Below are 12,927 nucleotides of genomic sequence, written 5' to 3' on the forward strand. Positions count from 1 at the left end.
TTTAGATTCTCAAAAGCAACTGCTTTTTCAAGTTCTTCAACCGATGCATTTCCATATACATCAATTTTAGAAGCGCCAAAGTTTACTTTTGCATCCTCAACTCCAGCTATTTGTTTTACATTTTTTTCAAACTTCCCCGCACAATTTGCGCAGGAAAATCCTTCCACACGGTAAACGTTTTTATCTTTAATTACCACAGGTTCTACCCGTCTTTTAGGTTTCTCTGGTGCCACTTTAAGATTTTCAAAAGCACCAGCCTTTTCTAGTTCTTCAACAGTTGCACTGCCGAAGACATCAATTTTTGAAGCTCCAAAATTTACTTTTGCGTCCTGAACGCCTGGAATCTTTTTAACATTTTTCTCAAACTTTCCTGCACAATTTGCACATGAAAATCCTTGGACCCGATAGACGTTCATTTCTTCTTCCATTAGTTTAACCTTTTGTTCAGACATTGACCTTCACTTCTTTCTTATGTGCTAGGGCGATCATCATTATCTGCCTGATATGTTCATCATCTAAAGAATAGAAAGCTAGTTTTCCTTCTTTTCTAAAGTTGACCACCCCTTGCTTATAAAGCGTACGTAAATGATGAGATGCATTTGCTATCGTAATACCTAAGATATTTGCTATATCACAAACACACAACTCTTCATCCTGACACAGAGCGTAAGTAATTTTTGCTCTATTTTCATCGGCAATAGCCTTTAACATTTGGCTAACACCAGAAATATCAACTGTTTGTAAATCCCCTTGTATTCGATTAACCTTTTCTTCGTCATAACAAAAAATTTCACAAGTATCTTTCTTTTTCATATTATCATCCCATCTTCATTCAAATATTTATTTGAATATATTATAAGCATTTTCGACTCATCATGCAAGCAAATATTTGAATGAAAATAAAAGAAGTAAGTAGGGCATAAAATTCTAGTCTCAAAAACGAACAAAAAAAGAAAATCGAAACCCATACAAATGAAATTGTTGAAGAAATTCATGCTAATAATAAAAATAGAAATGAATTAGATGTTCTTTTAAGCAAGAAACTAGTGACGGGTGATAAGTTATATATTACGGATTTATGTATACTTGCAGATTCTACGAAGCATTTAGTAGATATATTAGATTATCTTTCACAAGAGGAAATATCTTTATATGTAATCAATTTAAATCGATATATTTATAAAGATATCAAAGGGGAATTTCTAGAAATATTACATAATATTACAGACTTTCAAAGTGACATCGTTAAATTTAGAACACGAGCAGGATTAGAAAATTACGCAAAAAAAGGAAAAACTTTAGGTAGACCCAAACGCGATGATAATAACCTTAGAGATGCTATTGAGATGTATATGAGCAAAAAATACACTTTAGATGAGATAAAAGAACAGACAAATATAAGTAGAGCAACCTTGTATCGTCATCTAGATAAATAAGAGGTGATGAACGTTGTTAAAACAAGATTTAGTGTATAATGTACTGTTATCGATTAGAGAAGAATAAAGTGTAGATTTTAAAACTTTAGATGTAAGCGAAAAAATTTTTTATTAGCACTTGAAAGCATAGCGAGGCAAGATTTAGCAAAAAATATAGAGTTATTCTACAATGGGTGTTTTCCTATATGTGGCACAACAATATATGCAGAACTAACAGAAAAAGGTAAGCAGCAAATATCATTATATAAAACAGAGGATAAGCACATATAACAATGCTTATCCTCTGTTTTTGAATTTTATATTAACTTAATTATCATAAAATTGCTTGATCTTTTGACCTATTTCATCTCTTACACGTTGAAATTCTGACCAAGATTTACCTGCTGGGTCATCAAAGCCCCAATGTTCTTTTTTTACATTAGGCGGGATGACTGGACAATTCTCATCAGCATCACTACAAAGTGTAACAACTAGGTCTGATTGTCTTAAAATTTTATTATCAATTAAATCAGAAGTATGGTTTGATATGTCAATATCCACTTCTTTCATAGCTTCTATCGCCTTAGGATTTACGCCATGCGTTTCGATACCTGCTGAGTAAACATTCCATTCTTCGCCGAGTATTTCTCTTCCCCAGCCCTCAGCCATTTGACTACGACAAGAATTACCAGTACATATAAAGTAAATTGTTTTCTTATCCATTTATTATTACCTCTCTTTTAAAAAATTATTAGTGTTAAATATAGACCTAATAGGGTTACAAATAAAACAGGGATTGTGATAATAATTCCGGTCTTAAAATAGGTTCCCCAAGAAATCTTGACACCTTTTTGAGTTAGTACGTGTAACCAAAGAAGTGTGGCTAACGAACCAATTGGTGTTATCTTAGGCCCCAAATCAGATCCGATAATATTCGCATAAATCATACCTTCTTTTAATATTCCTGTAGCACTCGATTGACCAATTGCTATTGCATCTATTAAAACGGTTGGCATGTTATTCATAATAGAGGATAGGAATGCAGCTACAAAGCCCATACCCATAATGCTGCTAAATAAGCCATAACTTGAAATGTTTGTTAGTACATCACCAAGAAGTGTTGTAATGCCCACGTTTTTCAAACCAAATACGACGAGATACATACCAATGGAGAATAAAACAATATTCCATGGCGCACCTTTAATTACTTGTTTCGTATGCACGGCTTTAGATTTACGCGCTAATAATACAAATATTAAAGCAATGATACCAGCAATAATTGATACTGGAATATTTATAAATTCACTTATTAAATAACCAACTAGCAATACAGTGAGTACAATCCACGAGATGTTAAAAAGCTTTTTGTCCTTAATCGCTTCTTTTGGTTCTCTAATATTTACTGCATCAAATTTTCCTGGGATAGACTTTCTAAAATATAACCATAAGACGAGAATACTAGCAATCAGAGAGAATATATTAGGTATAATCATTTTACTGAAGTACTCAACAAATCCAATATCAAAGTAATCAGCAGAAACAATATTAACTAAATTACTAACAATAAGTGGTAATGATGTGGTATCTGCAATAAAACCACTAGCAATAATAAATGGAAATATCGCTTTTTTATCAAATCCTAAACTACGAACCATAGCTAAAACAATAGGCGTCAGTATTAAAGCTGCACCATCATTTGCGAAGAAGGCTGCTACAACTGAACCTAATAGCATGATAAAGATAAACATTTTCAATCCGCTACCTTTTGATGCTCTCACCATATGTATAGCAGACCATTCAAAGAAGCCAATTTCATCTAATATGAGTGAAATAAGAATAACTGCAACAAAAGTTAAGGTCGCATTCCAAACAATTCCAGTAACTTCTAGTACGTCTGAAAAGCTTACAACGCCAGTGATTATAGCAACTACAGCACCAATTAATGCAGTAATACCAATATCTAGACCTTTAGGTTGCCATATAACAAAAATTAACGTTAATACAAATATTGTGATTGCTAATATCATCATAATTAACACTCACCTTTCTCTACTGTTTCACATATACATGGGACAGTACTGGAACCCAATAGAGTCAGTCGTGATGTAACGTCATCTAATACGTCATGATTCAATTTGTATAAATTTTTATTACCATCTTTTCTGGATGTAATTAAATTATTGTCTTTTAATACTTTCATATGATGACTTAATGTGGGTTGAGAAAAAGAAAAATGCTCTAATAAATCACAAGCGCATAATTCACCACAAGATAACAAATCTAATATTTCAAGACGGCTACTATCAGCAATCACTTTTAAGTATTGTGATATCTCATTATAATTCAATTTTTCTTCTCCCTTTCTACTTGAAACCTTTTATATCGTTGATAATTTTTATTGCCACCTGATAAATTATATACTTGTTTAAAGCCTAAATTAATAAGTACGTTTTGTGCAGCATTACCAGTAGTACCTTTATTACAATAAGTCACGATTGTTTGATTTTCATCTAACGTTTTTGCATAACTTCTCAACGTTTTCAATGGGACGTTAATCGCTCCATCAACATGATCAACTTCAAATTGCTTTGGAGAACGTACATCTAAAATCAATAAATCATTTTTTTGTTTTACGACTTCTTCAGGCGTTATAATTTTACGTCCCCGAGTAATATTGTGACCAATCATCCCTGTATAAATAACAGGATCTTTAGTTGTAGAAAAAGGAGGTGCATATGCTAAATCTAAATGAAATAAATCTTCTGCTTTGGCACCAAATGTTATAGCAGTAGCTAGTACATCAATTCTCTTGTCTACGCCCTCATACCCAACTATTTGCGCACCAAGTAATTTAGAATTATTTTTATCAAATATAGCTTTAATCACCATTTCTTGACCTTGCATATATTCTGGACGATTCGGTTTCACATTGTGTAATACATCAATATCAATTTCTAACTCAACAGCTTCTTTTTCGGTTAAACCTGTCTGGGCAATTGTCATATCAAAGATACGGACAATGCCTGTGCCTAAAATGCCTTTATGTTCTAGATTTCCACCAGTTAATCGATCTCCTAAAATACGACCCATTTTATTTGCTGTAGAACCTAGCGGTCTATATATAGGATTACCAGTAATTAAATTATAACTTTCTGCTGCATCACCAATTGCATATATATGAGGAATATTTGTTTCCAAATACTTATTGGTTTGTATTGCTCCAGATTCTCCAATATTAATACCAATTTCTTTAGCTAATTTAGTATTTGGTGTGACACCAATCCCAATAATGATTAAGTCTGTATCAATTAATTCGCCAGTTTTTAAGCTGACTCTATTTATCGTATGATTCTCATCATAATCAATAATGTCAATTTCATTATAGGTATATACGTTAGCTTTATCTTCAATATATTCTTGAATCATAAAACTCATATCGTAGTCTAAATGAGGCATAAAAGTGTTACGTTGAACAATTGAAGTGTTGTAATTAGATAATTGTTCTAACATCTCTAAACCAATAAATCCACCGCCAACGATTGTTATATTCTGAACATCATGGTCATTAATATAATTATAAATTGCTTTGGCATCATTAATATTTTTAACTTTAAACACATTATTATATTCTTCGCTATTTAATTGAGGGAGTTCTTTAGGCGATGAACCTGTTGCTAATACTAATTCGTCATATTTTTGAATCATCTTTTCATCATTTACTAAATTAGTAACTGTTATTGTTTGATCACTATCATTTATCTTATTCACTTCATATTCTGTATAAATATCTATATTAAAGCGTTCTTTAAACCATTTAGCATTTCGTGGCGTGAGTTCATCAATATCAGATACATTACCTCCTATATAGTAGGGGATACCACATACGGAATACGAAATATCACTACCTTTATCAAAAACGGTAATTTCAACATCTTCACTATTTCTTCTTGCTTTAGCCGCGACACTCGTACCGGCAGCAACTGAACCAATGATAACAATTTTTTTCATTATTCTAACCCTCCATAAGGTATGACAAAGTAATTATTAAGACTTTCATTTTTAATCTTGTTTATCCAAATCGATTCATCTTCTTTTTTGTTACTAAAAAGGTCATCACGTTGATTTAGCGTAACTAATGATTGATTAACGACCCACCAATTATGTCCTATATCGGCTCTATTTAAATCTTCTACTAAACGTTTAGATTCTAAATAAGGTGTTTTTTCTGCTAGTGTTACGATTATCATCTGTGTTAAATCTTGATTTTGAATTTTAGGTAATAACGTTTCAACATTACTGGTAGTTTGAGTTGATTTTTTCTTTAGTTCTTTATGGTGATTTTCACTAGAATCAAGTAACAACAAGGTATGGCCTGTAGGAGCTGTATCTACAATTACGTAATCCATGTCTTCTTGATTCTCCATAATGTCACTAAAGGCTTTGAAAAATGCTATTTCTTCTGTACAAGGTGATTTTAAATCTTCCATAATATAATCAATATCGTCTTGTGGTGTATCATCATTCACTGTGGCTAATATTTCTTTTTTATACTTTTCTAATGCTTGTTCTTCATCAATATAAGCAGTATTTAAATTACTTGTGGTTTCAACATTAATTTCTTTAGTAGGGTCAGTCGTTGCTAAAAGAATACGATGTCCTTTATTAGATAATTCTGTAGCTAATTGCGTTGCTACTGTCGTTTTACCAACGCCACCTTTTCCCATTGTAAATAAATATTGAACTTTACTATTTTCAATTTCATCTATTAATTTATTGAATTGCGGATGATCTTCAACAATAAAGTCATCATTTTCAATTAAGTTATCATCATTTAATAGATTAGTTAAACTTTCTATACCTTCTTCTTTCTGCTTTTTATATGGAACGTAATAAGCATGATTGTTATTTAACCATTCAGTAAAATGATTAATGTTTTTATCTTGTTCTGATTTCATCTGACTCGAAATTAAACCGTGACTTTCTTCTATATAGTTGTTAATGACTACTTTGAATTTAGAAATTGATAGTTGTTGTAATTCTTGTTGCGCTCTTTGAATTTCATATATAGAAGAGTGGTTAGGTTTCGCAACTAAGATCATGGTCGTATCGTCTTGGTTACGTAGTTTTTCAAGTGCTGAATTATATTTACCTCTATTTTCATTTAAACCCGATAATTGACCTAAGCAAGAAGCGTCATTACTCGTTGAATTTAAATAATCTGTCCAAGCAGAAGGTAATTCAAGCATTCTCAAGGTGTGACCTGTTGGAGCTGTATCAAATATAATGAAATCAAATTCTTGTTCTAAAGTTTTATCGGATAAAAAATTTGTAAATTCATTAAATGCTGCTACTTCAACTGTACACGAACCACTTAACTGTTCTTTCATCTCAGAAAGCACATCTTCTGGTAGAATACCCTCATAAGGTTCTATAGCTTGTGCTTTATAATCGTCTGCAGCAGCAATCGGGTCAAAATTGGCTATAGAGAGATTAGGTATAGGTTGATATGTAGTTAATTTATTAGATAATTCCATTTGAAATACATCTTGTAAATTACTAGCTGGATCAGTACTTACTAAAGCTACTTTCTTTCCATTCTCTGCTAAGTTTAAAGCAATAGAACTTGATATCGTCGTTTTGCCTACGCCACCTTTACCAGTAAAAAACAAATATTTTGTTAACTCAACATTATCTAAATTCAATTTATTTAAGTATTTAACAGCATCCATCTCCACCACAGCATCCTCCATTTCTCATCTGATTAACCGTAATAATTTCATCGGCTTCTTCTTGGGTAATATAAGTACCCGTTTTAGCTATATTGCCTTCTATAAAAGTGATTGGTAAAACTTCATTACCTTTTTCTTGAATTAAACGAATAGCTTCTTTATTTTTAATAAATTCATTCGGATTATTACTCATATTATAACGTTGAACTTCTATTTGATTTTGTTTTAAATATTCATTGATTTGGTTCGTCTTTATTAGTGTTTCATCCGGTTCTGGACCACATACGCCAGTAGAACAGCACATAGCTTCTTCGTATATTTCAATATTTAACATTATACTCACCTCATTAATTATTTTACTACCATAGATTAGCATCTATATAGATTAGTGTCTATGTATTGATTTGGATTTTTAAAATTTAACTTAATTTGAGTTTCTAATAATATAGTTAGGAAGAAAATATTTTTACTATTGCTGTGGAGCATGTCTAAGTTTATGTGAAATTATAGTTTTTTAATCTTGCAATAATGTATATATTGATTTATATTTAATATATCAAAAAAAATTGATATATTAAATGGAATAAAATTATTTAGACAATAAGGAGGTGTGCCTGATTGCGAGTAAACCACGCAAGTACTTTATCTGTTGGTTACTTTGTAAGTTATTTAAATCTTGTTATGGTATCAAGAGAAGTCACTTTAAAAGAAGCTACAATATATATGGAGAAGGAGTTCTTTAAAGGTAATATTCATCAGTATGGTGAATCAACAGAAAATAACTACAAACAAGCAATACAAGAATTGAAATAAAAATAATATAAACTCTAATCAAATATTATAAAAAAGAGGTGTTCTTTTTATGGAAGTTATTAAAGCAAAAACTGATATGAATGAAGATGAACAATTAGCTTTTTATGAAAGCATGTTTAATGCACTTGCTGACAAAAATAGATTAAAAATACTTAATCAAATTAGTCAAAGCCCTAATAAATCACTATGTGTATGCGACTTAGAGGAGTTATTAGATTTAAAACAATCTAAAATTTCATATCATTTAAAAAAACTAGTAAGTGCACAGATTTTAATACCTGAAAAATACGGTACTTGGAACTACTACAAAATCAATGAAGCACAAATTCAAGTTGTATTAACTGAAGATACTTGCTGTAAAATATTATAGGATTTATCTTCTTACACATCATATTAATCAACTTTTTTTAATTTATATATCAAAAAAAGTTGATTAAATAAATTCAGAGGAGTTATACTAATGACAGATTCAATCATCGAATTCATAAAAACATTTTTAATGTTATTTTTTGAATTGTTAGCATTATTTATAGTTGTAAGTTTTATTGTAAGTTTAATTCAACAAGTAGTATCAGAAGATAAAATACAAAAGCTTTTAAGCAAACCAAATAAAGCAACCAACTATGTATTAGGAATGATTTTTGGTGCTATTACACCATTTTGTTCTTGTTCTACTATTCCTATACTTGCAGGTTTGTTAAACTCTAAAGTTCCGTTTGGTCCAGCTATGAGTTTCTTAATCGCTTCGCCACTCATGAATCCACTCATGATATTTATGCTATGGATTTTATTAGGGTGGAAAGTTGCTGTTGTTTATTTTGTTGTATTAGCGATATTCAGCATTTTAACTGGCCTTGTTTTTTCAAAAGTGAATTTAGCAAAGAGTTATAAAGGCGTTAATGTCAAAGGTGATGGATTTTTCACTAATAAATCAGGATCTCGTGTTAAGCAAGCGCTAAATGATGCTTGGGCTTTCCTATATCCAATGTTACCTTATTTAATTATTGGTGTATTTATCGGTGCATTTATTTATGGATTTATTCCAGAAAGCTTTATAACACAATATGCGAGTGGCGATAGTATTATCTCTGTTATTATTGCTTCTGTTATTGGTATACCTATGTATATTAGACCAGAAACAATGCTTCCTATAGCTGAAGCTTTAGTATCTAAAGGTATGTCACTGGGAACAGTCGTAGCATTAATTATAGGTGGCGCAGGAGCAAGTATTCCTGAAGTTGTATTGTTATCTAAATTATTTAAAAAGAAATTTGTAATATCTTTTGTTATAGCAATTTTAGTCGTAGCTATTGCTACTGGTCTAATTGTTAACTTAATCATTTAAGGAGGTGAAGTAAATGGGTATCAAAGACGCATTAAAAAAATTAAAACCTCAAGAACAGTCATGTTGTTCAGTTGAAATTGAAGAGAAAACAGACAAAAAAGACGAAAATAATGAGAAAAAAGAAAATGGTAATAAAAATTGTTGCTAACATTAAAAAAGTTCTGTTTGATTTTGCATTTATTAACATAATCGATGATTATCAGAAGTTACAAAAAATGCGTCACTAGTATAGTGACGCATTTTAGCATTTTCTTTATTTGAAAAATTACTATAAATTAACTTTTTAATACTTATTATTTTCTAAAAATTCTTCTAAAACTTTATCAATTATTGATTTTATAGACGTATCTTTATCTAACGCCATTTGGTTTAGCCTTTTCTTAATATCAGTATCTACTCTCATTGTTGTACTTTTAGATATAGGTCTATAATTCTCTGTGTATTTCACTTCCGAAGTATCTATATTATCTAAAAATCCAGCCATACATTTCATTCCTCCTCAATTAATTTAATTCTACTAACTAATTCTTCATATACTTTGTTGAACATATGTATGACTTTTTTATCATGCATATCTTTATCTTTTATCCCATCAGCAGCGAACTTTTTTATTCTTTCTCTTTGATATATTTGGTGTTCAAATAATGCTTCAGAAAACGCAGATTTAGACATCTCTAATATTTGTTTATCTACTCGTCCATTTTTTTTTATTAATACTGGAACTGCACCAACTAATTCAAATGGTAAATCTGACTCTTTTTTTCTATCTCTTAGAAAATTAACAAAAGAAAGACTGCTCTCATAAGCTGATTGTTGTGTTTGAAATACCATTAAAATATAATTACTTGCGTAAACAGCATTATTAGTAAAATCTGAATTTATAGTAGGTGGCACATCTATAAATACATAATCGAAATCATAAATTTTTTCAATTTTTTCTACCACATTTTTTAAAATATATCTTTTTTTCAAAATGTCTGTTTTTGAAATAATATCGGATAAATTAGCCAAAGACGAATCAGCGGGCAATAATGATAAATTAGAAGTTAATCTAATGATACTTTCATCTATATTTCCACTTTTTAGCATATTTATGAATGAAAGTGATTCCTCTTTAAATTCTGGATAAGTTCTTTTCATAATTTGAGTAGCGTTACCTTGAGGATCAAAATCTATTAAAAGAACCTTTTTGTTATAGTTTTCAGATGCAATATAAGAAAGTAATGTAGATACTGTAGTTTTACCTACGCCACCTTTAAAATTTCCAACTGTTATTATATTCAAAATAACCCTCCTACATAATCTCATTGTTCTTAATTCATTCTTATATATTCTTTGTGTTGTTTGTTACATGTAACATGTTACTGCAAAACTTTGTTTCTTTCAACTTATACATAATCTCGTTGTTCTTAATTCATTCTTATATATTCTTTGTGTTGTTTGTTACATGTAACATGTTACTCATAAAAAGTTACAAAATAAATTGTTTCTATAGGTATATAAGTGTTATTATTAATTTATAACAAAATAAAAAGAGCAACTATTGGTAGTAGTTGCCCTTAAATGTTTGGTAATAAAACGTTGGCACACGTTTATTTAATATCAAATTTATACTTGTATTATATAATGAATGATTACTTAGTGCAAGTATTGAAGTTATTATATGAACGGAAAATATATAAAAGCGTTTTATTACCTCTTACCAATTTAAAATTCGGAAAGAGGTTTTTTATTATGACAAATGAAGAAAATCAAAAATTCACAAAACTACACAAATTCTTATTTACAGACAACAAGTTCAAAGCTATGAGAGCCAAAAGTAAATTACTCTATGCGATTATTACTGAACGTCAAAGTTTAACAATTGCTTATGCAAAAAATAACCAAGATCAATCTCAATTTTTAGATGAAAATAATCGTTTATTTTCAATATATTCAAATTCAGATTTAAAAGGTATGCTACATGTTTCTGAACCTACAATTATAAATTTAAAAAAAGAATTGATTGAATATGGTCTTTTAGAAGAAATAAGAGTTCCTACTTCAAATAATCGATTATATCCCAAAAAGCCATATGATAAATACTATTATCTAAATGATATTGATGAGTTTTATCGTTTGCCTTATGCACTTTTTGATAATCCATTTTATAATAAACTATCGCCCGATGCTATTATTACTTACGCTATTTATCTAAGTCGTTATGAATATAGTGTATTTAAAGATATTTTTTACGATAAAACACATAATATTTACTGCGTGATGCCAAATCAAGAAATTGCAAAATTTTTGAATATAAATCGTAAAAAAGTGGCTAGGCTCAAAAATGAGTTAATTGCTTATGGATTAATAGAAGTAAAACCTTCAAAAAGAGCAGATAAATTATATGTAAATCCTCCAAAACAGCGTAATGACAACAAACTTAAAAAATGGGACATTGCAAACTTAAAAAATGGGACATTGCAAACTAAAGATATGGGACATTGCAAACTTAAAAAATGGGACGCTAGTTATACTGATTTTAGTAACACTAATATTAGTGTTATTGATTCTAATGATATGAATGATATGAATGATATAAGAGAGGCAAATATAGAAGATACAAAACCTAATCAACCAAATCATACAGATCATTTACAAAAGCAATCCGATGAAGAAGCTTTAAAACATTTAGAACTTCAGGAAATGCCCGAAGATACAAAAAGATACATGAATAATTTTAGTGCTAAAGAAATACAAATCATTAAATCAGTTATACTAAAAGCTAAGCGTTCGTTTAATGATTTGTATGGTGAAGTGTATATGCTTGAAGATATGGATGATGAATTATTTACGGTACTTAAAAGATTCAAAGGTATAATGGTTAAAAAACAAGAAAAATTGGAAAATATGCAAGGATATTTAATGCGCTCTATTTTGTCCGAATTAGAAGAAATGCGCTCAACGAATATGCGTAGAAAAAACTTTGAAAACAGCCCACTCAACGTATTTAAATCATAAAATACAAGAAAAAAGGGGAATGATAGGCTATGAATTTTTCGTTAGTGAAAAGCTAGAGAACTGCAAATATAAGTATATCAAAGCGATTAACGATTATATAAAACAAGAAAAATCTCATATTATCGGTATCGATTTAGGCAAATACCATTACTTAACAGCGTCAAATATAGACCGATCTTTTGTTTTTGTCGATAAACATAACACGCTCTTCCATCTTTTTAGAAAATACGAGAGACGTATTGCTAATAAGCAATATGATAATAGCGAAGCTTATTCTAAACTGAAAACAGGACTTAAAAGCCATATCAATCAAGTTGTTAACGAAATGTTAGAACAAACGTCCAATCGTTTTCAAACCGTCTTTGCATTAGATGATCATGGTTCAAATCATTTATCTTTTCCTAGTTTGGTATTTGACTTAACTTATTTTGCGATTAAGCAGCGAAAAAATGAAAGTGACGAAATACTGATCGTTGATGAAAGTTTCACGTCTATTGAATGTCCAATATGCCATGATAGAAATCAGTACAACAGAACTAATAAAAATAAGTTTAAGTGTACAAAATGTGGATTCATACATCAAAACAATGATATTGTAGCTGCTAGCAATATAGCAAAGAAAGGA

Annotated in this window: 16 protein-coding genes and 1 pseudogene; 7 read left to right on the forward strand and 10 right to left on the reverse strand. The window is 30.0% G+C overall.

Going from position 1 to position 12,927, the window contains the following annotated elements:
- Together ACF91D_RS28440 and cadC are read right to left on the reverse strand one after the other, a co-directional pair.
- Positions 1-452: cation transporter (locus ACF91D_RS28440; protein WP_392438159.1), on the reverse strand; the 452-nt coding region annotated here is incomplete at its 3' end.
- Positions 445-813 carry a Cd(II)/Pb(II)/Zn(II)-sensing metalloregulatory transcriptional repressor CadC gene (gene cadC, locus ACF91D_RS28445; RefSeq protein ID WP_002510811.1) on the reverse strand — a complete coding sequence of 123 codons (369 nt, stop codon included), beginning with the start codon at positions 811-813 and terminating at the stop codon, positions 445-447. The genes cadC and ACF91D_RS28440, both read right to left, overlap by 8 nt.
- Positions 814-938: 125 nt before the next feature.
- Between cadC and ACF91D_RS28450 the strand changes: the two are divergent.
- Positions 939-1,436 (forward strand): annotated as a pseudogene (locus ACF91D_RS28450) (recombinase family protein); the annotation flags it as partial.
- A 306-nt stretch (positions 1,437-1,742) separates the two neighbouring features.
- On the opposite strand, the gene arsC reads toward ACF91D_RS28450, so the two are convergent.
- The 6 genes from arsC to arsD are packed head-to-tail and all read right to left on the reverse strand — an operon-like array spanning position 1,743 to position 7,478.
- Positions 1,743-2,138 (reverse strand): arsenate reductase (thioredoxin), encoded by a 396-nt coding sequence (gene arsC / locus ACF91D_RS28455; RefSeq protein ID WP_002509695.1) that lies wholly within the window; start codon positions 2,136-2,138, stop codon positions 1,743-1,745.
- Positions 2,139-2,155: 17 nt separating this feature from the next.
- Positions 2,156-3,448, reverse strand: coding sequence for an arsenite efflux transporter membrane subunit ArsB (gene arsB / locus ACF91D_RS28460; RefSeq protein ID WP_161800957.1), 1,293 nt, complete (start codon positions 3,446-3,448; stop codon positions 2,156-2,158).
- A complete protein-coding gene (locus ACF91D_RS28465) occupies positions 3,448-3,762 on the reverse strand; it encodes an ArsR/SmtB family transcription factor (RefSeq protein WP_392438160.1) in 315 nt (104 codons plus the stop codon). The genes arsB and ACF91D_RS28465 overlap by 1 nt, the downstream gene beginning before the upstream one ends.
- Positions 3,759-5,423 carry an FAD-dependent oxidoreductase gene (locus ACF91D_RS28470; protein ID WP_046466206.1) on the reverse strand — a complete coding sequence of 555 codons (1,665 nt, stop codon included), beginning with the start codon at positions 5,421-5,423 and terminating at the stop codon, positions 3,759-3,761. Before ACF91D_RS28470 ends, ACF91D_RS28465 begins: the two co-directional genes overlap by 4 nt.
- A complete protein-coding gene (arsA, locus tag ACF91D_RS28475; protein ID WP_392438163.1) occupies positions 5,423-7,144 on the reverse strand; it encodes an arsenical pump-driving ATPase in 1,722 nt (573 codons plus the stop codon). Before arsA ends, ACF91D_RS28470 begins: the two co-directional genes overlap by 1 nt.
- Complete coding sequence (gene arsD, locus ACF91D_RS28480) at positions 7,131-7,478, reverse strand: arsenite efflux transporter metallochaperone ArsD (RefSeq protein ID WP_013730043.1); 348 nt, start codon at positions 7,476-7,478, stop codon at positions 7,131-7,133. The genes arsA and arsD overlap by 14 nt, the downstream gene beginning before the upstream one ends.
- 284 nt (positions 7,479-7,762) lie before the next feature.
- Here arsD and ACF91D_RS28485 point away from each other — a divergent pair, with 284 nt between their 5' ends.
- The 4 genes from ACF91D_RS28485 (at position 7,763) to ACF91D_RS28500 (ending at position 9,450) form a co-directional block, all read left to right on the forward strand.
- The gene (locus ACF91D_RS28485; protein WP_002509689.1) at positions 7,763-7,957 is read left to right on the forward strand and encodes a hypothetical protein; all 195 of its coding nucleotides are present in this window, start codon (positions 7,763-7,765) and stop codon (positions 7,955-7,957) included.
- Between the two features lie 49 nt (positions 7,958-8,006).
- Positions 8,007-8,327 carry an ArsR/SmtB family transcription factor gene (locus ACF91D_RS28490; protein ID WP_002509688.1) on the forward strand — a complete coding sequence of 107 codons (321 nt, stop codon included), beginning with the start codon at positions 8,007-8,009 and terminating at the stop codon, positions 8,325-8,327.
- Between the two features lie 90 nt (positions 8,328-8,417).
- Positions 8,418-9,302, forward strand: a complete 885-nt coding sequence (locus tag ACF91D_RS28495; protein ID WP_392438161.1) for a permease — start codon at positions 8,418-8,420, stop codon at positions 9,300-9,302.
- A gap of 13 nt (positions 9,303-9,315) precedes the next feature.
- Positions 9,316-9,450: a hypothetical protein gene (locus ACF91D_RS28500; protein ID WP_002509686.1), complete on the forward strand. Its 135-nt coding sequence runs from the start codon at positions 9,316-9,318 to the stop codon at positions 9,448-9,450.
- Positions 9,451-9,585: 135 nt separating this feature from the next.
- Here the strand turns inward: ACF91D_RS28500 and ACF91D_RS28505 are convergent, their stop codons facing one another.
- Both ACF91D_RS28505 and ACF91D_RS28510 read right to left on the reverse strand, forming a co-directional pair.
- Positions 9,586-9,786: a hypothetical protein gene (locus tag ACF91D_RS28505; RefSeq protein ID WP_002448025.1), complete on the reverse strand. Its 201-nt coding sequence runs from the start codon at positions 9,784-9,786 to the stop codon at positions 9,586-9,588.
- A 5-nt stretch (positions 9,787-9,791) separates the two neighbouring features.
- Positions 9,792-10,586 carry a ParA family protein gene (locus ACF91D_RS28510; protein ID WP_002448023.1) on the reverse strand — a complete coding sequence of 265 codons (795 nt, stop codon included), beginning with the start codon at positions 10,584-10,586 and terminating at the stop codon, positions 9,792-9,794.
- 450 nt (positions 10,587-11,036) lie between these two features.
- On the opposite strand from ACF91D_RS28510, the gene ACF91D_RS28515 reads away from it, so the two are divergent.
- The gene (locus ACF91D_RS28515; RefSeq protein WP_080946756.1) at positions 11,037-12,302 is read left to right on the forward strand and encodes a replication initiator protein A; all 1,266 of its coding nucleotides are present in this window, start codon (positions 11,037-11,039) and stop codon (positions 12,300-12,302) included.
- Between the two features lie 19 nt (positions 12,303-12,321).
- The coding region (locus tag ACF91D_RS28520) for a zinc ribbon domain-containing protein (RefSeq protein WP_392438162.1) at positions 12,322-12,927 on the forward strand (606 nt) is incomplete at its 3' end.

The organism is Staphylococcus sp. 231237_7MaSpsaltlick (genome assembly GCF_043107035.1).

Coding starts and splice junctions, on each gene's coding strand:
- cadC (WP_002510811.1), bottom strand. CDS start 813: ATGAAAAAGAAAGATACTTGTGAAATTTTTTGTTATGACGAAGAAAAG.
- arsC (WP_002509695.1), bottom strand. CDS start 2,138: ATGGATAAGAAAACAATTTACTTTATATGTACTGGTAATTCTTGTCGT.
- ACF91D_RS28470 (WP_046466206.1), bottom strand. CDS start 5,423: ATGAAAAAAATTGTTATCATTGGTTCAGTTGCTGCCGGTACGAGTGTC.
- arsA (WP_392438163.1), bottom strand. CDS start 7,144: ATGGATGCTGTTAAATACTTAAATAAATTGAATTTAGATAATGTTGAG.
- arsD (WP_013730043.1), bottom strand. CDS start 7,478: ATGTTAAATATTGAAATATACGAAGAAGCTATGTGCTGTTCTACTGGC.
- ACF91D_RS28490 (WP_002509688.1), top strand. CDS start 8,007: ATGGAAGTTATTAAAGCAAAAACTGATATGAATGAAGATGAACAATTA.
- ACF91D_RS28495 (WP_392438161.1), top strand. CDS start 8,418: ATGACAGATTCAATCATCGAATTCATAAAAACATTTTTAATGTTATTT.
- ACF91D_RS28500 (WP_002509686.1), top strand. CDS start 9,316: ATGGGTATCAAAGACGCATTAAAAAAATTAAAACCTCAAGAACAGTCA.
- ACF91D_RS28505 (WP_002448025.1), bottom strand. CDS start 9,786: ATGGCTGGATTTTTAGATAATATAGATACTTCGGAAGTGAAATACACA.
- ACF91D_RS28515 (WP_080946756.1), top strand. CDS start 11,037: ATGACAAATGAAGAAAATCAAAAATTCACAAAACTACACAAATTCTTA.